The organism is Corynebacterium silvaticum (genome assembly GCF_002162115.2).
GTDB lineage: Bacteria > Actinomycetota > Actinomycetes > Mycobacteriales > Mycobacteriaceae > Corynebacterium > Corynebacterium silvaticum.
On record NZ_CP021417.2, the window covers coordinates 1,982,882 to 2,002,257 of the forward strand.

Here is a 19,376-nt window from a genome sequence, read left to right on the forward strand (position 1 = left end):
TCAGCTCCCCCCTATGCAAAGCTCCCCTATCCGAGTGAGACCGAGTTCATAGAGATAAAAGAGAGTGCCCAGAAATACTCAATCACCTGATCCAGATTTGCCTGTGCACATTCGCACTATCAGCCACCCGACTCAGCAAAGAGGGCTAGGTTGGAAAACATGACTACTCAATCGCGTTCTGTTGTGGTTCAGTCTTCCGAGACCGGGGAGATAACCACCCGCATCCTTCCATCCATCGAGGAACATATAGCCGATGGCGATCTGCTCATTAAAGTTGCCTATTCCTCCCTCAACTTCAAAGACGGCATGGCACTGCGCGGGGATCGTGGCGTGGCCCGCACCTTCCCCCTAGTTCCCGGTATCGATGCTGTTGGCGAGGTGTTGGAATCAGAATCCGATCGGTTCCAACCCGGCGATAAAGTAATTGCCAATGGCGCGGGAATCGGGGAATTCCGCCATGGCGGATACACCGAGCGCCAGCGTATTCACGCCTCGTCTACAGTGCCCCTCCCCTCTACTTTTTCTATGAAGCAAGCCGCGGCTATCGGCACAGCAGGATACACAGCAGCGCTCTCCGTGAACGCGCTTATACAACACGGGGTTCTGCCCGATCATGGCCCCGTCCTTGTCACAGGCGCTACCGGTGGCGTGGGGTCAATCGCCATTCTTTTACTGCACAAGCTTGGCTATAACGTTGTCGCAGCGACCGGCCGAGTAGAGGAGCACTCAGATTATCTTCTAGGTCTTGGGGCCAGCTCCATCGTGGAGCGAAAAGAACTGAGCGAAAAGGGCAAACCGCTACAGCGCGCCATATATGCAGGTGTTGTCGACTGCGTGGGATCCCACACCCTTGTCAACGCTTGCGCTCAAACCACATGGGGCGGAGTGGTTACAGCGTGCGGCTTGGCACAAGGTGCAGACTTACCAGGCACGGTTCTTCCCTTTATCCTTCGTGGCGTATCGCTCGTTGGCATCAATTCCGTTGACGCACCTCTAGAACACCGCGAAAAAGCTTGGGAGCTACTATCACAGGCCCTAGATACAGAGGCTCTGGACGCTATAACAACCACTATCGGCCTAGACGACGTCATCGATGCCGGCAAGGAGCTGATGAATAACCAACGTCACGGCAGGACGGTAGTCGAGATCAACTAACGCCAGGCCGAGCTCACGTGGGCGTTAATCTGCGCAACAAGCTATGCGACGTCCACGGGTTAAAGCCAGCTATAACTACGGTACTGCCGCGGACGCACGTAGTATGGGTGAGAACTCTGTGCGCTTTCCAACCAATGTTCAGGAGAACTACCGTGGCATTACCTTCACCATCTATTCATGCACGAGCTGTAGTTACTGGCGCAAGCCAAGGAATCGGACGTGCGATCGCCAAGGATCTTGCCTGCATGGGCCACAATCTCATTCTGGTAGCCCGGCGCCGTGACGTTCTTGAGCAGCTAGCGGAAGAGCTGGAACAAAACCACAGCGTCAAAGTCGACGTTATGGCCTGCGACCTTGCTAACCCCGAGGAGCGCGCAACGCTCATCAACGAACTTCAAGACGTGGAAGTCAACATCATCATCAATTCCGCCGGAATCGCAAGCTTTGGCCCTTTCATCGACCAAGACTGGTCTTATGAAGACACACAATTCGAGCTCAACGCCCGGGCAGTCTTTGAACTCACTCACGCGGTGCTTCCCGGCATGATTGAGCGCGGCACGGGCGCCATCTGCAACGTTGGTTCCGCCGCCGGAAATGTCCCCATCCCCAACAATGCCACTTATGTGTTCACTAAAGCAGGAGTAAACGCTTTTACCGAGGCTCTCCACTACGAGCTTCGTGGCACCGGCGTGGCTTGTACTCTGCTGGCGCCAGGGCCCGTACGTGATGCGGTCGTCGACGACGCCGAAAAGTCCATCGTGGATAAGGTTGTGCCTGATTTCCTCTGGACCACCTACGAGTCCTGCTCGAAAGAAACTCTCGCAGCGCTCGCCGCGAACTCCCGTCGAGTGGTTCCTGGGCCTTTATCAAAAACAATGAATGCAATTTCCGCAATTGCCCCCACTGCGGTGCTTTCACCACTGATGGGCTGGTTCTATAAAAAGCTAGGATCATAAACCCCAACGCATCTTCACCCGATCTTGCGTCAATTCGTGGTTAGAAACACCTCCTTGCTGCCACAATGGCGCAAGATACGGGTACCTTAGAAAACATGTCTGATACCCCCGCTAAAAATGATCGCCTCGTTTGGATAGACCTTGAGATGACAGGTCTCGATACTCGTCGTCACGTGATCGTCGAAGTCGCCGCACTTATCACTGATGCAGATCTGAATATTCTTGGCGAGGGAGTAGACCTTGTTGTGCATGCCACGGAAGCAGAACTCGCGAAAATGGATGACTACGTCACCACGATGCACGAAAATTCTGGCCTGACACAGGAGATTCGATCCTCTACGGTGTCCATCAAGGAAGCCGAAGACGCTGTCCTTGAGCTGATTGCCAAGCACTGCGACCCACAGCATCCGGCCCCTTTGGCGGGCAATTCCATTGCCACCGACCGCAGCTTCATCAATGCTTATATGCCTAGGCTCGACGAGGCTCTGCACTATCGCATGGTCGATGTTTCCTCCATCAAAGAGCTTGCCAGGCGCTGGGCCCCGCGCGTGTACTTCAACCAACCGCAAAAGGGCATGGCACACCGCGCGCTAGCGGATATCGTCGAGTCCATTCGCGAACTTGAGTACTACCGCCAAGTACTCTTTAAAAAGGATCTCACCAACGCAGAATGCATTGAGGCTTCTGCCCAAGCAACCCAGTCCTACCAGCAGTTTTTGCAATAATAGATTTGTGAGTTAATATTGTCCTCGCTGCTTTGAAGCGGCAATGGTGGCTGTAGTTCAGCTGGTAGAGCACCAGGTTGTGATCCTGGGTGTCGCGGGTTCGAGCCCCGTCAGCCACCCCAATGAACTCCCTGACTATTTTTAGTCAGGGAGTTTTTGTCATCCGATACAATCACTGCATGCTTAACGCTCGGATCCATGTTGCCGTGCCCACGGCCTTCCACCACGATGAATCCCTCAACATCGAGTCCACCCTGGCCCACGCAGACTGGCTTATCAGCCAAGGCATCACATCAATCCTCTTCGGTGGTTCCACCGGCGAGCAGCACAGCATGGACGCCTCTGAAAAACATGCTCTGTATGACGCCGTGAATCAGCATCCCTGGGCGCCTGGAATTGAGATACTTGTGGGTGTTGCCGCTATCCGACAGCGCCACGCTGTGGAGCTAGGACGCTACGTGGCGTCGTTAAGCCGGATTGATGGCATCTTATTGGGGTTCCCGCCCTATGTGCGCCCTACGCAGGAGCAGGCGCGTCGTTACGCGGTAGCTGTTATCGACGCCGCCCGTAAGCCCACAATCATCTACAACCACCCAGAACGCACTGGTTTCGACGCGAGCGCTTCCACCCTGGCGCAGCTATGCATGCTCGCGCACGTCATCGGCATCAAAGATCCAGGCGGCACACTCAAGATTGACGAGGTCGTTCAAGAGCTCACCCCCTTTAAAACTCGCTACTATGCCGGTGGTGAGGTCAACATCAATTCCCGCGTATCCACCACCGGTTTTACCTACCTCTCATCCATCGCCGGCAACATGGCACCCAAGGAAACCGTCGAATGGTTCGAGGCGCTCAGAAAGGGCCTTGAGCCTCCGCATAATGATCTCCTCTCCGAGTTGGTGTCCAAGATCAAAGGGGAAGCCCCGATTCAGACGCTCAAGGACTACATCACCGACCACGAAGGCATAGATATGGGAGTATGTCGAGCGCCACTGGGTGGCGTCGATTAGCACGGTGAGCAAAAGGCCTCGTAACTCATAGAGCTACGAGGCCTTGAAAGCATGAGGAAATATTAGATATTCGAGTTTCCGGCTTTCCAGGTTTGCCAGTCGATATTCCAGTCCCCCAGGCCGTCATAGCCGCTGATGTAACCGCCAACCGTGTTCCGCACGGTGACGATGTCCCCTCGCTTAACAAAGTTCTGGAACCATTGCGCGTTCTCCGTGCTCACGTTGATGCAACCATGAGACGTATTGGAATTGCCCTGTGCATAGACAGACCATGGCGCCGCATGCACGTAGATGCCGGAATAGGACATCTGCGTGGCAAATTTCACATCAACACGGTAACCGCCCTCTTTATGGGAGAGCCCATAGGATTCCGAGTCCATTACCAGGGAAGGATTCTTATCCCCAATGGTGTAAACCCCATTAGGGGTCGGCCACTTGTTCGCGCCCATGGAGATCGGCATCGACCGGACAGGCGCGCCATTGTGATAGATGGTCATGGTCTTTGTTGCGTCATCAGCTACTGCCTCGACCCGGTCGCCGATGGTAAAAGTCGCAGAATTGTCGTTATCTCCGTAAACGCCTTTGCCTAGGTTCTTGCCGTAAAGTTTGGCGTCCACGGTGACCTTGGTTCCCGGTGCCCAGAAGTTCTCCGGCCGCCACCGCACCTCATAGGGGCTAATCCAGAAAAATGCGCCCTCGACCGCAGGCTCGGTGGTCACCTTGATTGCGTCCTCCACAGCTTTGCGATCATTCACGATTGCATCAAAACGCATCGCGATGACCTGGGCGACTCCCACGACCGCCCCGTTCAGGGGAGCTAAAGAACCAAATGCCTGCGCCGCCGGGGTTACTGTTTGGAACCCCGTCGTGGAAGATTCCCCGTTCTTGTCTTTCGCCACAATGGTGTACGAACGGTTAAAACCCAAGACCTCAGTGGTAGACCACGAACGTCCATCCGCGGAGATTTCGCCCTGAACCTCTTTGCCGTTCTCATTAGTCATGGTCACGTTCTTCAGGCCCTCGCCCAAGGATTTGACCGTGACAAACGCGGAGGGATCCACCCCGGTTTCGCCATTATTCACGCTAGCGACGGGAGCAAGCTTCTTCTCCACCTGCTGCGAGGACTGCTCGCTGTGCCCCGATTCATCCCCGCCCCCATTAGCTATCGTGCATCCAGCCATCAACAACGAGAAACCCAACAGCGTCGCCGCTACCCCTATATACGATCGCTTGGATACCCTTTTGGCCACTATTTTCCTTCTTCTCCTACAACCACGATCGATGCCGCATTTTCCTCGCGGCACCTCGTCACGACGACAACGAACCCACATCGTAACGTCTTTTCCCACTGATACCGGCTCGCAGCAACCCATGTTTGCCACATTGTTATCTAACCCAAACCACCAGTGCTTTTCCTCCCCTTCATCGTTTGCCGAGCACCCGTCGTTACGCTCCCCGCCCCTCTTTTTAGCGTGCCGACGCCCACCCCAAAGCCCTTTATACACATCCCGCAAAGCAGCCATAAAACACCCACCCAGAAACACGTCCTGACCAGGCGATTTTACAACAACCATCAAATAGGGTTATATTTCTTCTCGTTGCACAGCGCGCCGCACGGCGCAAAGGACAACAATGCGCCATTAGCTCAATTGGCAGAGCAACTGACTCTTAATCAGTGGGTTCGGGGTTCAAGTCCCTGATGGCGCACTTCTTATAATCTCCCTCCACCTGCTTTATGTAGGCGGAGGGAGATTTTTCGTTTATGCACCTCATTATTCCTTTTGATCTCCCCGAACTTCAAACCTCACAAGACATACGTAATTTGGAATATTTTTCATCTCCGTGGGGTTCTGAGGGATTGTTAAAAGCATTCGTGGACCACAAGTTCACACACAACAATCAAGGGAAAAGGAGCATCTTCGTATGACCACAACTACCCAATGGGTTCTCGCGTCTCGCCCACAAGGAATGCCCACGCTGGAGAATTTCCGCAAGGAGGTCGTCGAGCTCCCCGAACTGCAGGCCGGCCAAGTGTTGGTCCGCAATGAGGTAGCGACGGTCGACCCATAATATATGCGCGGCCGCATGGACGATACGGAATCGTACGTCCCGCCATTCCAGATTGATCAACCGCTGTCTGGTGGTGCCGTCGGCGTCGTCGTGGAATCAAAGTCCGAGAAGATTCAGGTCGGCGCGAGCGTGCGTCACTTCCAGGGGTGGCAAACGATGACCATCGTCGATGAGGCTGAAGCTTTGGTGGTAGATACAAACATTGTCCCAGCTCACGCTTACCTAGGCATACTAGGGCTGACTGGTTTGACCGCTTACATCGGGTTGAAAAAAGTCGCGGAGATGAAGGAGGGCGACGCCGTCTTTATCTCCGGGGCAGCCGGTGCCGTCGGCTCAGCTGCGGGTCAGATCGCGCGACACCTCGGAGCTAGTTTTGTCGTTGGTTCTGCGGGCACAGACGCCAAGGTTGAGCGCTTGAAAGAGCTAGGTTTCGACGCCGCCTTCAACTATCGCGACGGTGATGTTTCCGCAGCACTCGCTCAAGCAGCACCCAATGGCATTGATGTCTATTTGATAATGTCGGCGGCGACCATCTTGAAGCCGCAATCGACCACCTCAATGTCTTTGGCCGGGCAGCGCTATGTGGGGCGATCTCCCAATACAATTCCGAAGGAGAAACCTTTGGGCCACGCAATATGCGCTTAATCATCGGTAAGTGCCTTACCCTGCGCGGCTTTGTTGTTCCCAAGTACATGGAATGTGATTGAGGAGTTTCAACAGGTCGTAGCCCCGCTTGTGGTCACTGGGCAAATACAGTTTGATGTCACTACTCGCCACGGTGTTGAGGCTCTCCCCTCCGCGTTCTTGGAGCTTTTCCAAGGTGGCAACACTGGCAAGATGATCGTGGAGTTCTAGAGGATTTCCACACCGCATACCTGGTCCCCCGCTAGACGATTGCTATTTTTCGGTTAGCCGGGGGATCTGGCGTTTGTGGATACTGAGTGGCGTTGCAAAGCATTATCCCTAATAATTACCCCTATTGACACCCCAATGCAGCGTTCATCCAGCCGAGATGTATCCTCATATGGATTCTATACCTTCTCTGTGCTTTCTCGGAAGGAAAAAAATATGCGAGCCGCTTTCTCGGAAGGAAAATATGCGAGCCCTCATCATTGTTGACGTCCAAAATGACTTTTGTCCGGGCGGGGCACTAGAAACGGTCAAAGGTGCAATCCAAGCACAATCCATTGCAGAATACGTAACACTGCACGGGAAAAAATATGACTATATTGCGGCCACCAAAGACTGGCATATCGATCCGGGCGATCATTTTTCTGAAACCCCAGATTTCATCGACACCTGGCCCATCCATTGCGTGGCCAACACAGAAGGCGCAGATTTTCACCCATTGCTCTTCACCATGCACTTCGACGAGGTGTTTTATAAAGGGCACTACAGCGCCGCCTACTCAGGGTTCGAGGGCTGCACGGCAGATGGTCAACTCTTAGGCGCATGGTTACAAGCTCGTGGGGTACGCGAGATTGATATCGCGGGGATCGCTACGGATTACTGCGTTCAGGCTACGGCGCTCGACGGCCTACAAGAAGGCTTCCATGTGACAGTGCTCTCGCACCTGTGCGCCGCAGTTAATGAGGACAACACCCGCGCAATGTTGCGCCGTCTCAAAGACCACGGGTGTGTCCTCCGCTAGTTGGCCTCTCTACTTCGTAGAGTCCAGCACCACGTCAAACTCCAAAAGCTCAGATTTCTGTGCCACGGGCGTTTTACCACCAGTGTGGGAATTGGATGCGTTCTCGTGGTTCTCGCCCCGGCCATGGCCATGCAGGCTCTGGGCTTCCCCATCGCGCCACTGCGCATAAGATTCTTCATCAGCCCACTTGGTCACCACAAAATAACGGTCCTCACCAGCAGTGGGGCGTAGGAGTTGGAAGCCTTCAAAGCCCGGCGTGGAATCCACAGCGTGTTTGCGTGCCGCAAATCGCTTCTCTAGTTCTTCCCCGCGGCCTTCGGGCACGGACAATGCATTGATTTTAATGATGCTCATAGGCACCGATGCTAGTCGTATGTGCCACGACGTGCAGAAGCAAAAAGCCATATCCGCACGGCAGTTAGCGTGAGGATATGGCTTGTGGGCTACTAGGGGGTGGCGTCGAAAAGCTTTAGCGCTGTGCGAGAAGACGCTGGATTTCTTTGAGTTCCTTGTTCTTCTTGCGTCCGCGTGCGATGCCCAGGACCACTAGGCCGGCCACAGCTACTCCGATGCCCGCGAGAATCTTCTGGATTTGGGGGTCTTGTAGCTTGGTGGTTGCTTGCTTCTTGGCATCGTCGACAAAGTTCTGTGGCTTAGAACGATCCACAATCTCGTCGAGGGTGCTTGCGAGCTGACGACGGGTGCGCTCAATGTCGCGCTGAATGTCATTAATATCGCGTGCCACGGATACTCTCCTCTGAGTTCTTCGCTATTTCCTCCTTACACCTTAGCCCGAAACCCGTTGTGTGTGCGTAGCCGGTATCCTTTAGACCATGACTGAACAAGTGCGACTTTCCATCGGCGATATGGCCCCCGACTTTGATCTTCCCAATGACAAGGGCGGCACAACGGCACTTAAGGATTTCCGTGGCTCTCGGGTGCTGGTCTATTTTTATCCCCGCGCTAATACCCCTGGATGTACAAAGGAGGCGTGTGACTTCCGGGATAACCTTGCTCAGCTCGACAATCTAGGTATCAACGTTGTCGGCATCTCCCCCGATAAGGTGGAAAAGCTCAGTGACTTCCGCAACGACCATGAGCTTAATTTCCCGTTGCTTTCCGACGCATCTAAGGACGTCATGAAGGCCTACGGCGCATTTGGAGAGAAAAAGAACTACGGCAAAGTGGTCCAGGGCGTTATCCGCTCAACGTTTCTTGTAGAACCAGACGGAACGCTTGGCTTAGCCTTATACAACGTCCGTGCTACAGGCCATGTTGCACGCGTGCTCCGCGATCTGCTCGCCAGCGAATAACTATCAGTCTTCTCTAGTAAAGAATCAATCGATGTAAACCATGGGCAAACCCGAAGTAATCAGGACCAGCGGGGAAATTCTCCTCCCTCGCCGCAGGCCCGCGCAGCAACGCAGCCGCGAGAGGTTCAACAGAATCCTCGCTGCTGCTCGCTCTGTGCTTGTCGACGTAGGCTTTGAGTCCTTTACCTTCGATGAAGTCGCCCGTCGCGCCGAGGTGCCCATCGGAACCATCTACCAATTCTTTGCCAATAAATACGTGATGATCTGCGAGCTCGATCGCCAAGACACCGCGGCTTCCCTGGCAGAAATACAAAAGTTCTCTGAGCAGGTCCCGGCGCTTCAGTGGCCGGACTTCCTCGACGAGTTCATTGATCACCTGGCGGATATGTGGCGTGCAGACCCCTCCCGCAGGAGCGTCTGGCATGCCATTCAGTCCACTCCCGCGACGCGAGCGACAGCAGCGGCCACAGAAAAGCCCATGCTAGAAATCGTGGGAGAAGCGCTGCGCCCGCTCGCCCCGCAAACGTCAGAAGAAGGCCGGGCGGAAATCTCTCGCATGCTGGTGCACACGGTCTCCTCGCTGCTGAACTACGCGGTCTATGACCGTGCTTCCACAGATGAGATGTTCCACGCGCGAGTTACGGAAATTAAGAGGATGCTGGTGGCCTATCTCTTTGCTGTAGCCACCGGCTAGCTTCTTATCCTGCAGCCCCTGGGATAAGGCACTGCGCGATGGCATAGTCATGATCGTGACTGATGCTCACCTGCGCCTGGTCTATCTGCGCGAGTCTTTGGATTTCCCCACGGAGATTCACCACTACTCTCCCCCAGGCGTCCGGAACTATTTCGATGTCTCGCCACTCGACGTTCTCCGCGCTTATCACGGGTGCGCTGCCGTACATCGTTTGGCTCCATGCCTTGATAAAGGCCTCTTTGGCGGCCCATCGACCGGCAAGGTGCGTATCTCTATCCGGCTTTGTTGCGGCCACTCGTAGCTCAAGCGCGCTGAAGACGTTGTTTGCAAAAGAAGAACCTGGCGTGCGTAGCTGCTCTGCAAAGCTAGGGATGTGAACGAGGTCCGTCCCAATAAACATGGGTCATCTTCCTTTTCTCGGGAACGCTTGAAGTTTATCGCGTGGGAGATCTACGCGATATGCGTAGTGCGCACGAACAAGGGCCTGCCCCACACGTTGATGTCGGTGTGGGGCAGGCCCTTGATCAGGGGAGACTACTTATTCGGGGTAGGAACGAGGATGCCGTCGATGAGTCGTGCGGAATCGCTCAAGAGGACTGCTGCCTCGCGTTCCTTGCCAGCGTCGCCACTGCTGCCCAGGTTTCGCTCCACCGGACGCTCGTACAGCGCGGCCCGTCCCATCATGCCGCGGAGTAAACGACGGCTACCGGCGAGTTCACGGTCTGCGGCAGCCTTACGCCATGTCGCAAGGGCTTCCTCGCCGCATTCACTGCGAACAGCTTCTGCGAAGGCTTCTGGGTGCACGATGGCTACGAGTGCAGACACGTGACCGAATCCGAGGGAGGTCACGATTCCGGCTTTAGGAGCCAGCTGCCCAATGTTGAGCGGCTGACGCAGCCACACCAGGTGCGAGTGCTTTGCAAGTACAGGATCGACGCAGTCCAAGCTGTAATTAGCTGGTACGACACCGGTGCGCAGAACCTGAGTAAGGCCGATCAGCTGGAATGCAGCAGCGCCGCCCTTTGCGTGGCCGGTGAGGCTCTTTTGCGAGATCACGTACAGCGGATTGCCCTCTGTTCGACCAATCGCGTGCGCAATACGCTCGTGGAGGTCGGACTCATTGGGATCATTCGCGTTCGTGGAGGTGTCGTGCTTAGACACAACCCGGACGTCATCCGCGGAGACTCCCAGGTGTTTCAGATCCGCGAGAAGGCGAGAGTCTTTTCCGCCACGCGCAGCACCAAGAGCGCCCAAGCCTGGGGCTGGGATAGACAAGTGCGCTCCGTCTGCGAAGGATTCTGCGAATCCAACCACGCCGAGTACGGGGAGTCCGAGTTCAGCGGCCAGGCTGCCTCGTGCCAGAAGTACGGTTCCGCCACCAGCAGATTCAACGAATCCGCCACGGCGGCGATCGTTGGCGCGAGAGAAATAACGATCTTCTATGCCTTTGGCCGTCATTTCTTGAGAGTCAGCGGTAGCTGCCATATCACCGAATCCGGTGATTCCCTCGATGGATAGGTCATCGAAGCCACCGGCGACCACAAAGTCAGACTTGCCCAACTTGATCTTGTCTACGGCTTCTTCCACGGAAACAGCAGCAGTTGCGCATGCAGCTACCGGATGAATCATCTGGCCATATCCACCCACATAAGACTGCATGACATGAGCAGCCATAACGTTGGGAAGTGCCTCTTGCAGAATGTCGTTTTGGCGAGGCTCTGACAGCAAACCATCGATGTACAGCGCACGCATGGACTGCATTCCGCCTAGGCCAGTTCCCTGTGTGGAGGAGACCCGTGCGGGGTGAAGCTCCCGCAGCAGTTCCGCGGGGCTGAATCCCGAGGACAGGAAGGCATCGACGGTGCACACCAGGTTCCACAGTGCGGTGCGATCTAGGTTATCCACCATGTCAGCGGGGATACCGTAGACGCTGGGGTCAAAGCCTTCTGGGATTTGACCACCGACAAATCGGCTCATAGCCATCCTGCGCGGAACGCGCACAGCCGACCCGGCTTTCCGCGTGACTATCCACTCGCCGGTCTCCTTGTTCAGCACCGCTGAGGTGAGTTCTGGCTCTGAATCAACAAAGGTACGAGCAGTTTCTTTGTCGTTCACGCTAAAGCTGAGGTCTTGATCCAAGTAGACCGTGGTGAGCTCTGGAGCAAAGTTGTCCACCATGTGGAAGTCGTCATGGTAGCGACGCACGCCAACGCGAGCCAGAACCTCATCATGGAAGCGGTCGTAGATGTCCGCCTCGTCCACAGGCTCATCGTCAGCGTCATACCAGCCCGGCTTGGGGTCTTCATCCCAGTGAACCAGCCCCATCGTCCATGCCAGTTCCAGAACGCCTGCAGCACCGAGGTCGCCGGTGAGCTCGGCCTCAAAGCGGGTGCGAGCAGAGCCGTATGGCCCAAGTTCTCCAGCGCCCACGATAACCACCATGTCATCCAGATTCTGGTGAACCTGCCCACGGAAATCTGGACGGGTTTCTTGAGCGGTAGAAGCAGGAGTAGGCAATGCCTTAAGAGTCGGAGCGCTCTCTTCAGGTGCATCTGTTTCTTCCGAGACCTGAGAATGGATGCTGCTTGCGAGTTCAGCCAAGTTGAGATCGCACTCTGCTAGGCCACCGGTGTAATCAACGGTTATCGGAGCTTCTGCAGCTTGACGACGTACCTCTGCGCTGACCTGGCCGATCAGAATCTCGGCGATCTCCTGCGTGGAGTAGGTGGTAACGCCGGCTGCTTCGACGGTCTCGACGAGTGGGTCATTTCCACCCATGAGTCCGGTTCCGCGTACCCATCCGATGAGAACATGGACGAGCGAGGTATGTGGCTTCCACGACTTTTCTACATTCCAGCGTGTGACAAGCGCGTCGAGGGCCGCCTTAGATTCGCCATACGCACCATCGCCGCCAAAACGACCACGGTTGGGAGAACCTGGGAGGACAACATGTAGTCGTTCGCCCACATGGGTGTTAGTACCCAACTCCGATAGCCCTGCGATGAGGCGTTCGACGGACCACAGCAAGAGGCGCATCTGCATCTCTGCCTGCGGGCCAGCGTCGGACAAGGAACCTTGGACGCGCGGTGCTGCGAAGGGGAACAAGAGCGTAGGAACAAGTGCTGGCTTGATCACTTGCTTTTGGGCATTGACCGTCGCGGTTTGTTCCTCGCCAACCCACTTGATGATGCCGTCGATATCCACGAAGGAGGAGAGGTTCGCAGGAACAATCCACAACGCGGCACCGCCACGGGCACTTTCCCGGTACAGATTCTTATAGAACTGCAGGCGGGAATGGTTCAAAGAGGAGGTCGTGACGACCACGGTTGCCCCGCCGGAGAGCAGTTCGGCGGTTACCGCAGCTGCAATGGAGTTTGGTGAGGCACCGGTGACCACGGCGACGTCGTCAGCAAACGCGAGTGCTTCCTGTGAGCGCGCTTGTGCAGCGAGTTCTTCGAATCCAAAGAATTCAGCTTGCTGCGCAACGATCTCACCTGCGCCAGTGAGGTCGAGGGAATCCACTGACCCCTCTCCCAGTGCTGCGCGGGAAAGATCCTCACGCGCCGAAGCCCAGCGGTCGTCGAGAAGAACTGCCTGGTTGGCGTCAAAACTCGGGGCGACCTGTCGAGGCCAATCAGCGCCTAGCTCCTGAGACACGAGTTCATACAGCGCCGCATCTGCATCGGAGTCTTCTAGGGACTGAGTTTCTGCGGTGTCATGCAAGCCCAGCGAGGACAAAATCGTGCGAGCCGTCGCTGCAAGAACGCCTTCTTTGCCTGTCACTTGTTCCGCGAATTCGCCCAATGCTGCCGAGTCGACGACTCCGCCGCCGGCTGATGCGCCACCCGGAAGTGCGACTGCCACACCCTGACGAGCAGCGACTTCTTGCACAGCAGCGTCGATAAGCTGATCTAGCTCAGCTGCGTTAGAGGGTGCCGCAGGCGTCAAGGTTGCGAGGTCTCCCCCTCGCAGGGATGAGCCCTCACGAGCACCAATGACCACAGCTGCCGTAACGTGATCGGCCCAGCCAGCGCCAAGCTGCCACGTGGACGCTACGCGTTCGGAAATATAGTTGGGGCGTTTGCCGGTAGGTCCTGTGATTCGGCGAAGGGCATCATTGGCGGCGTCGGAAAGCACTGGCCCAAAGGCGCTGTAGCCCTTAGCCATCCGCGAGACCGTCTTCTTGAGCTCCACCAGTTCCGCATCTGCGGCACCGTCAATTGCGCCAAGGCCAAATTCCACGCCCAGGTCTAGCAGCAGCTGGTTACGACGAGAAGATACGCCCTCAACCAGGGATTCGATCGAGTCCGCATCGCCCATCTGTTCCGGGCGAACCTTAGTCCACAACGCGATCAGCATCATCGTTGCGTCAGCCGGAGTAAAGGCAATGTCGTCTGGGCGAGCGCCACTAGCGGCCGCCGGGACCTCAGTGGGTGCCACGGCTGCGGCAACCTGAACCGTTGCAACATCCTGTGCGACCTCAGCAGACTCTGCTTCTGCGTCGGTAGCCTGTGCAGCCACAGTACGTGTCAACTCATCGGTGGCAAAGACTATCGAGCGGTCGCGCTCAATGTTGAGTACTTCCACCTCGGCGCCGTCGTACTGCGGAAGCCGGAGAGTCTGTCCCATCATGTTCGCGATAGTCGGTGCCGAGCCCACGCCTACCTCGACAAAACGCTCCACGCCGAGGCCGCCCTCAGAGACAGGGCGCAGGATCAGATCTTGCGTCTCAATCCAGCGCACTGGCGACGCAAACTGCCATGCCAGCAGCTCCACCAGCAAGGTGCGAGCAAGCGTGACCGGTGCTTGTGACAACTCATCAAAGCGCTCAAGAACGTCTTTAAGAATCTCAGCCGGTGCCACCTCAAGTATGGCGGAGACAAAGTCCGTGGTGAGCTCGAATGGGCGTGCTACGAGGTTGGGAACATAACGATCGACCAGCATAGACAGATCTACGTCCGCTGGAATCAATGAATCCAGGTGCTCGCGGAAGGCATCCACACCATCAAGGAGATGCGAGGAGTGGAAGGGCACGTCGACACCAGGAATCATGATGAAGGCCCGCTTGCCCGGCGCGCGGTGTTCCACATCAGCGCTTAGGGCTTTGAGTCCCTTGCTTGTTCCTGCCACTGCGTACTGCATTCCGGCAAGGTTGTAGTTGACGATTTCAAGGAACTCGCCAGATTCTTGGGATATGCCAGCGACATAATCAAAGACCTGAGATTCGGTGAGTCCCATCTTGTGTGGACGCAAAGCGGCAAGACCATAGTTGGAGTTTCCATCCTGATCCCGCTCCACCAGCCTATGCATGGTAAGTCCACGCTGGTAGACGATCTCTACTACGCTCTCAAGGGACAGAACGCCTGCATAGGCAGATAGCGCGTTGTATTCGCCCACAGAGTGGCCAGCAAACCACGCCTTCTCGTCGAGAGCCCCAGCTTCCTTCATCTCAGCTATCTGAGCAACACCGAGGGTTGCCATAGCCACCTGTGTGAACTGGGTGAGGAAAAGAACGCCCTTGGGGTGCGAGAATGTCTCGCCAGCAACGCGAACCTCGGTTGGGTTGTTTTGAACGATGTCCAAAACAGAGAATCCTAGTGCAGAGCGGGTGTGGTGATCCGCACGCGCCCACACGTCACGAGCAGCTGCAGAACGCACACGAGATTCCATACCCATGCCCTGCGACTGAATGCCCTGACCTGGGAATGCATAGAATGTTGTCGGTGCAGCCATGACCGCGGTCGCGGTAAGGACTATAGAGCCTTGAACGGTTGCGGTGATCTCACGAACTTCACCGCGCCCCTCGCGCGAATCAATGCCCGAGCGCTCAACCAGGAACTCTACTTCTTGGCCCGGCAACACCGGCGCGAGCATCGTCGCGGTATATTCCATGACCTTATTCGGTCGGGTGGATACAGATTCATCGGAGTAGCCACCAGCGGCAATAAGCTCGGCCATTGCAGATGTCCACATGCCATGAACAATCACGCCTTCTCCCAGGCCTGCCAGCTTTGCGGCGGTCTCGGACACGTGAATGGGGTTTCGGTCGCCCGTCGCTACGGCAAAAGGATGCATGGATTGCGGAGCCGTGACGGCTGCAAACGCGCGGAAGGACCGGGGTGCGTCAATGACACTGGGAAGAGCAGAGGTGTTCGTCCGGGCTACGGCATTCCCGCGGCGACCGCGGATAGCCATGCGCTCGCTGAGGCGTGCCAGCAGGGTGCCGTCGACACGCAATTCCGCGCGGACGCTCACGATGCGTCCAATGGTGGTGTCTACGATTTCCTCCGCCCGGGCGCTCACCTCAATGGATACAGGTGAGGAATCCTCGGCGGTAACGCAATGAGAGAACAAGTCCTGGTCGACCATAGTGACATGGTGCTCAAGGTGCACCAAGGAGAGCATTCCCTCGACGACCTTCGCGCCGTCAGAGTCCGGGATTACGGCATTGCGCACTGCGGTGAAGATAGCTGGCCATGCTTTGCCCACCAGGATGTCAGGGGCAATACCTGCTGACTCGACAGAAGCAGGAAGATAGCCGGCAGTCACGGTCTCATAGGTAGCTGCATCCTCGCGGCTCAGGGCGCTCTGCCAGACAGCAGTCACGCCGTCATCGTCCATGGAACCCAATACACCACCGGCAGCTATCTGGGTCAGCCCCTCCATCGCGGTTTCTGCGTCTTCCCTGGTAACCAGCGGTACACAACCGGCTGGCGCGTCCTCGGGCATGGTGAGACGGATAGCAATGCTGGCCGCCACTCCAGGAGCAGTAGACCCCAGCAACGGCACCTGAAGCTCGGCGTGCTCAGCATCAAGTTCCACAAGTCGCGCCCCGCTCGGTGCGTGCATCGCAACGTTCGCCTCAACATCCCATTCCGAGGCAGTCCCCAGTCGGGCGGTAAGAGAATCGACCTGGCGACCCGCCCATGAAGTACCAGAGGCATTCAGCACGCGCTCGACCACGCTGGCCTGAGCCTCTTCCGCTTCTGCGGCGTCCAAGCGATCAACGGTAGCAGCGTTAAAACGACCAAGCAGCTCAGCGACTGGCTCATTAGCCACCGTGATACCCGAAACCGCAGCCGTACCAGGGATAATAGCGACCTGATCCGCCCTGTAGCGCTCATCATGGGCCTGCCACAATGAGTCCGAACGCCAGCGACGGCGCACATCTTTATCAATGACCGGCACAAAGTTAGCAGGCTTGCCCGGGGTTGCCAGCGCTTCTAGGAACCACGCCGCATCCGCCGGGTGCACGAGGGTCTCAGCAGCCGGGTAATGCGCACAGAGCGTATCGACGCCCACCTGTGGCGATTCCGTCTCTTCCACAGAGACAACCGATGGGAAAGAACCATGGTCCTGTGCCACCAGACGCGCCTCGGCGCGGTGCAGCATCTCCACGAACCTGCGGTACCAGCTCGAATCAATCCACTGTCCGTCCACAGGACCAGACAGCTCAAGATAGCGCTCAAGCCACTGCTGGTACGTCATGTCTTCAACATCGCCAAAGTATGGTTTGGCCGTCTTAGCAATCGCCGCGATGATCTCTTCGCGATGAGCTGCCACAGCCTCTGCGTCTCCAGCCACCGAATCCAAAAGACGGCCAGCCTTGGCAAAGGAATTATCAATCTCATGAATATCCGCGCCCAGCTGCGATAGGCCAGAAGCCATGCCCTGGTTTGCGCTACCAGCTGCGACCCATTCCTGAGTGCCCTGCGTCTCAACCAGCAGCTGCTTTACGGCCTCAGAAGTCTTCGCTTCCTTGGTCGCCATGGCAGCCGTGCCCACGAGAATGCCGTCGACAGGCATATCGGGGAAGCCATAATGACGAGCCCACGAACCGGTCAGATAGTCTGCAGCGCGCTCCGGGGTGCCTATGCCACCGCCGACGCACACCACCACGTTGTCATACTCACGGATCTTGGCATACGTACTGATGAGCAGCTCATCCAAGTCCTCCCATGAGTGGTGCCCGCCAGCCTTGCCACCCTCAATCTGCATAATGATGGGGGTTTCTGGAACGTCTTTGGCAATAGCCAAAATCTTCATGATGTGCTTTACCGCGCCGGGCTTAAAAGCAACCCACGGGAATCCGCCAGAACGCAGCTCGTGCACGAGAGCCACGGCCTCTTCATGCTCTGGGATACCCGCCGTGATCACGATGCCGTCAATAGGCGCACCATTTTCCCGCGCCTTAGGCACCAGCCGCTTGCCACCGATCTGCATCTTCCACAGATAAGGATCCAGGAACATGGAGTTGAACTGTGCGTTCACGCCTGGTTGCAGCAAGCCGGTGAGCTTGGCTATGTTGCTTTCTAGGATCTCAGGGGTGACCTGGCCGCCACCTGCTAGCTCTGCCCAGTGGCCTGCATTCGCTGCCGCCGCGACGATCTCCGGGTCAACGGTGGTCGGGGTCATCCCGGCAAGGAGCATGGGGCTACGCCCGGTGAGCTCAGTAAACTTAGTCTTTACGCGCACGCCATGAGGAGTTTTTATCAGCGTCGGCGAGAAAGCCGCAAAAGGCTGCGGGAGGATGGGCGCGCGGCCAGCGTCGAAAAGCTGTGCTTGGCCTTCTGTGCCGCACACGGCGAAGGACATTGCGCCACGCCCCAGAAGTGCTTGCTCGGTCAGGGATACCACGCCTCCGTGTGGTCCCACGTCAAGGAACCATCGTGCGCCCTGGTCAAGCGCGGTCTGTACATCAGAACCCCAATCGACCGGAGTGACCATGACGTCCATGGCGATGTTCCGCGCAAGGTCTCCATCCAAACCAGCGCGTTCCGCAAGCTCAACCACGCGTTCAACGGCAGGAAGCATAGCTGGGTGATGGAAAGCCACCTGAACGTTCAACGAGGTCATCTTCGGGGCGAAAGCAGAACCGCCACGCTTCTTGGCCTCTACTGCACGCGCATCAGCTGCTGCCTGCGAGCGCAGAATATTCAGCACTGCCTCGTTGTCTTTAGGACGCCCAACGAGTACAAAATTAGTACGCGAGTTCTTAAGCCCAACTACAGGGCGAATGTCCTTATCAATGCCGCCGCATGCAGCAGAGATAGCGGACTCCAATTGTTCACAAGTAATGCCGTCAATCGAGACCATGGGAGCGGTACCACCGCGTGCCACCAGTCCTGTGACACGAGCGTGATGCCCGATGACCGCACCGATGATTTCTGCAATGGCAAGAATCTCTGCGGCACGAGTAAGGTCTCGCACGCTATGAACACCCAAAACACCCTGCGAATGACCAATAACCGCAGCGGCTTTATCCACATCCAGGCCTTGGCTTTCCAGCAGGTCCAGCGTGGCTAGTTGGGACGTGAGAATACCAGGCACGCTGATAGCGGCTTGGGATGCATCCACGCTTGCATTGTCCTCTTGATTGGCCCACTCCAATGGCTTAAAACCAAATGGCCTAGCAACCGCCAGTACATCTGAAATAGGAATCAGACGTTGCGCTGCCTCTGCAACGATTGGCTCCAAGGTTTTCCCTGCACCCTGGGCTACTGATACGCGGAGGGTCTTTAACCAATCAAACCCCTGCCCGGCAAATACGAGCGCAAAAGGCTCGGAATCAAAGCGTTCAACGAGACGCGAAGATCCGGACTGCTGCCCTTTAAAGATGCTGTGTTCAGTCACCTGAGTAACTCTCCTGTTGTCTTGGACTGGCGCTCTGCGCTCACGGGTTCACTGACAATGGCGTCCGATAGGGTCAAAAAGTAGAGACTCTAGAGACACTATTGTCGTAAAAACTTTTGCCTGACTAATATGCCACAAAATATGAGGAAACTGTCACCTTTTGTGTCTT

General features: G+C 56.4%; 14 protein-coding genes, 2 tRNA genes and 1 pseudogene. 12 read left to right on the forward strand and 5 right to left on the reverse strand.

Annotated elements, in window-relative coordinates; translation table 11 throughout:
- The first annotated feature begins 159 nt into the window (after window positions 1-159).
- The 5 genes from CBE74_RS21750 to CBE74_RS21770 all read left to right on the forward strand — a co-directional run bounded on the left by CBE74_RS21750 (window position 160) and on the right by CBE74_RS21770 (window position 3,846).
- Window positions 160-1,155, forward strand: coding sequence for an MDR family oxidoreductase (locus CBE74_RS21750; protein ID WP_087454422.1), 996 nt, complete (start codon window positions 160-162; stop codon window positions 1,153-1,155).
- 152 nt (window positions 1,156-1,307) lie between these two features.
- Window positions 1,308-2,111, forward strand: a complete 804-nt coding sequence (gene cmrA, locus CBE74_RS21755) for a mycolate reductase (RefSeq protein WP_087454423.1) — start codon at window positions 1,308-1,310, stop codon at window positions 2,109-2,111.
- 65 nt (window positions 2,112-2,176) lie between these two features.
- Window positions 2,177-2,836: an oligoribonuclease gene (gene orn, locus CBE74_RS21760; RefSeq protein WP_087454424.1), complete on the forward strand. Its 660-nt coding sequence runs from the start codon at window positions 2,177-2,179 to the stop codon at window positions 2,834-2,836.
- Window positions 2,837-2,882: 46 nt separating this feature from the next.
- Window positions 2,883-2,958 (forward strand) — tRNA-His (locus CBE74_RS21765).
- Between the two features lie 57 nt (window positions 2,959-3,015).
- Window positions 3,016-3,846, forward strand: coding sequence for a dihydrodipicolinate synthase family protein (locus CBE74_RS21770; protein WP_087454425.1), 831 nt, complete (start codon window positions 3,016-3,018; stop codon window positions 3,844-3,846).
- A 62-nt stretch (window positions 3,847-3,908) separates the two neighbouring features.
- On the opposite strand, the gene CBE74_RS21775 is transcribed toward CBE74_RS21770, so the two are convergent.
- Complete coding sequence (locus tag CBE74_RS21775) at window positions 3,909-5,096, reverse strand: L,D-transpeptidase (protein ID WP_087454426.1); 1,188 nt, start codon at window positions 5,094-5,096, stop codon at window positions 3,909-3,911.
- Between the two features lie 384 nt (window positions 5,097-5,480).
- Here CBE74_RS21775 and CBE74_RS21780 point away from each other — a divergent pair.
- The 5 genes and pseudogenes from CBE74_RS21780 to CBE74_RS21800 all read left to right on the forward strand — a co-directional run bounded on the left by CBE74_RS21780 (window position 5,481) and on the right by CBE74_RS21800 (window position 7,567).
- Window positions 5,481-5,553: transfer RNA gene (locus CBE74_RS21780), tRNA-Lys, on the forward strand.
- A 216-nt stretch (window positions 5,554-5,769) separates the two neighbouring features.
- Window positions 5,770-6,087: pseudogene (locus CBE74_RS21785) on the forward strand (NADP-dependent oxidoreductase); the annotation flags it as partial.
- A gap of 111 nt (window positions 6,088-6,198) precedes the next feature.
- The gene (locus CBE74_RS21790) at window positions 6,199-6,561 is read left to right on the forward strand and encodes a zinc-binding dehydrogenase (protein ID WP_259484497.1); all 363 of its coding nucleotides are present in this window, start codon (window positions 6,199-6,201) and stop codon (window positions 6,559-6,561) included.
- Between the two features lie 54 nt (window positions 6,562-6,615).
- Window positions 6,616-6,771: a hypothetical protein gene (locus CBE74_RS21795; protein ID WP_259484202.1), complete on the forward strand. Its 156-nt coding sequence runs from the start codon at window positions 6,616-6,618 to the stop codon at window positions 6,769-6,771.
- A gap of 241 nt (window positions 6,772-7,012) precedes the next feature.
- Entirely contained in the window at window positions 7,013-7,567 is a 555-nt protein-coding gene (locus CBE74_RS21800) for an isochorismatase family protein (RefSeq protein ID WP_087454427.1), read from the forward strand.
- A gap of 9 nt (window positions 7,568-7,576) precedes the next feature.
- On the opposite strand, the gene CBE74_RS21805 is transcribed toward CBE74_RS21800, so the two are convergent.
- Both CBE74_RS21805 and CBE74_RS21810 read right to left on the reverse strand, forming a co-directional pair.
- Window positions 7,577-7,921 carry an antibiotic biosynthesis monooxygenase family protein gene (locus CBE74_RS21805; RefSeq protein WP_087454428.1) on the reverse strand — a complete coding sequence of 115 codons (345 nt, stop codon included), beginning with the start codon at window positions 7,919-7,921 and terminating at the stop codon, window positions 7,577-7,579.
- Window positions 7,922-8,036: 115 nt separating this feature from the next.
- The gene (locus CBE74_RS21810) at window positions 8,037-8,312 is read right to left on the reverse strand and encodes a DUF3618 domain-containing protein (RefSeq protein ID WP_013912165.1); all 276 of its coding nucleotides are present in this window, start codon (window positions 8,310-8,312) and stop codon (window positions 8,037-8,039) included.
- A gap of 88 nt (window positions 8,313-8,400) precedes the next feature.
- Between CBE74_RS21810 and bcp the strand changes: the two genes are divergently transcribed.
- Window positions 8,401-8,880 (forward strand): thioredoxin-dependent thiol peroxidase, encoded by a 480-nt coding sequence (gene bcp, locus CBE74_RS21815; RefSeq protein ID WP_087454429.1) that lies wholly within the window; start codon window positions 8,401-8,403, stop codon window positions 8,878-8,880.
- Between the two features lie 40 nt (window positions 8,881-8,920).
- The gene (locus tag CBE74_RS21820; RefSeq protein WP_087454430.1) at window positions 8,921-9,574 is read left to right on the forward strand and encodes a TetR/AcrR family transcriptional regulator; all 654 of its coding nucleotides are present in this window, start codon (window positions 8,921-8,923) and stop codon (window positions 9,572-9,574) included.
- Between the two features lie 4 nt (window positions 9,575-9,578).
- Here CBE74_RS21820 and acpS read toward each other — a convergent pair whose 3' ends face one another.
- Together acpS and CBE74_RS21830 are read right to left on the reverse strand one after the other, a co-directional pair.
- The gene (gene acpS, locus CBE74_RS21825; RefSeq protein ID WP_087454431.1) at window positions 9,579-9,974 is read right to left on the reverse strand and encodes a holo-ACP synthase AcpS; all 396 of its coding nucleotides are present in this window, start codon (window positions 9,972-9,974) and stop codon (window positions 9,579-9,581) included.
- Window positions 9,975-10,108: 134 nt separating this feature from the next.
- On the reverse strand, window positions 10,109-19,207 hold the full coding sequence (locus CBE74_RS21830; protein ID WP_087454432.1) for a type I polyketide synthase: 9,099 nt from the start codon (window positions 19,205-19,207) through the stop codon (window positions 10,109-10,111).
- Between the last annotated feature and the right edge of the window lie 169 nt (window positions 19,208-19,376).

Bases quoted from the DNA above. Each gene is read 5' to 3' on its own strand.
- CBE74_RS21750 (WP_087454422.1), top strand. From the start codon at position 160: ATGACTACTCAATCGCGTTCTGTTGTGGTTCAGTCTTCCGAGACCGGG.
- orn (WP_087454424.1), top strand. From the start codon at position 2,177: ATGGCGCAAGATACGGGTACCTTAGAAAACATGTCTGATACCCCCGCT.
- CBE74_RS21770 (WP_087454425.1), top strand. From the start codon at position 3,016: ATGCTTAACGCTCGGATCCATGTTGCCGTGCCCACGGCCTTCCACCAC.
- CBE74_RS21790 (WP_259484497.1), top strand. From the start codon at position 6,199: ATGAAGGAGGGCGACGCCGTCTTTATCTCCGGGGCAGCCGGTGCCGTC.
- CBE74_RS21800 (WP_087454427.1), top strand. From the start codon at position 7,013: ATGCGAGCCCTCATCATTGTTGACGTCCAAAATGACTTTTGTCCGGGC.
- CBE74_RS21805 (WP_087454428.1), bottom strand. From the start codon at position 7,921: ATGAGCATCATTAAAATCAATGCATTGTCCGTGCCCGAAGGCCGCGGG.
- bcp (WP_087454429.1), top strand. From the start codon at position 8,401: ATGACTGAACAAGTGCGACTTTCCATCGGCGATATGGCCCCCGACTTT.
- CBE74_RS21820 (WP_087454430.1), top strand. From the start codon at position 8,921: ATGGGCAAACCCGAAGTAATCAGGACCAGCGGGGAAATTCTCCTCCCT.
- acpS (WP_087454431.1), bottom strand. From the start codon at position 9,974: ATGTTTATTGGGACGGACCTCGTTCACATCCCTAGCTTTGCAGAGCAG.